The organism is Bradyrhizobium sp. CFUWI (assembly GCF_056429085.1).
Genome location: NZ_JBWJZE010000170.1, coordinates 1 through 465, shown reverse-complemented (window position 1 = coordinate 465; position 465 = coordinate 1). Strand labels below are relative to the sequence as shown.

The window sequence follows — 465 nt, the reverse complement described above, 5'->3', positions numbered from 1 at the left end:
GCACGGTGATGTCGAGAGGTGCGTCGGTTTTCTTGATGTCGCCCATGTCGAAGAGTTTCGACACACCGGCGATCCCGACGCCGGTCCCCAGGCGCAGCGTAGGTTGCAGCAGGCCTGCGCCCGGGTCGCCCATCGCAGCAGAGCGGGCAGGATCACGGGCCACGAGATCGGAGAAGCTCACGCGTGCCCGCTTGTACCCGGCGGTGTTCACGTTCGCAAGGTTGTTGGCGATCGTCTCGACGTTGAGCTGCTGCGCCTGCATTCCGGTGGCGCCGATGTACAAAGCATCGAACATGGGAGAAGGGTTCCTTCGAAAAATTCAAGGGCGGTGCATGACGGCACTGGTGCCGGCGCACGGAAGAAGATCAGGACAGTTCCCCGAGCTTGCGGATCGCCTGCCCGGTCATTTCGTCATAGCCGAGCGCCACCTTCTGCATCGATTCGAAGTGCCGCATCGTCTGCACC

1 protein-coding gene is annotated in these 465 nt (G+C 62.4%); it reads right to left on the bottom strand.

Translation table 11 applies throughout. The features are described from left to right. A partial coding sequence (locus AC066S_RS39255) for a flagellar hook-basal body complex protein (protein ID WP_478271971.1) occupies positions 1–295 on the bottom strand: 295 nt, incomplete at its 3' end. Positions 296–465: the final 170 nt, after the last annotated feature.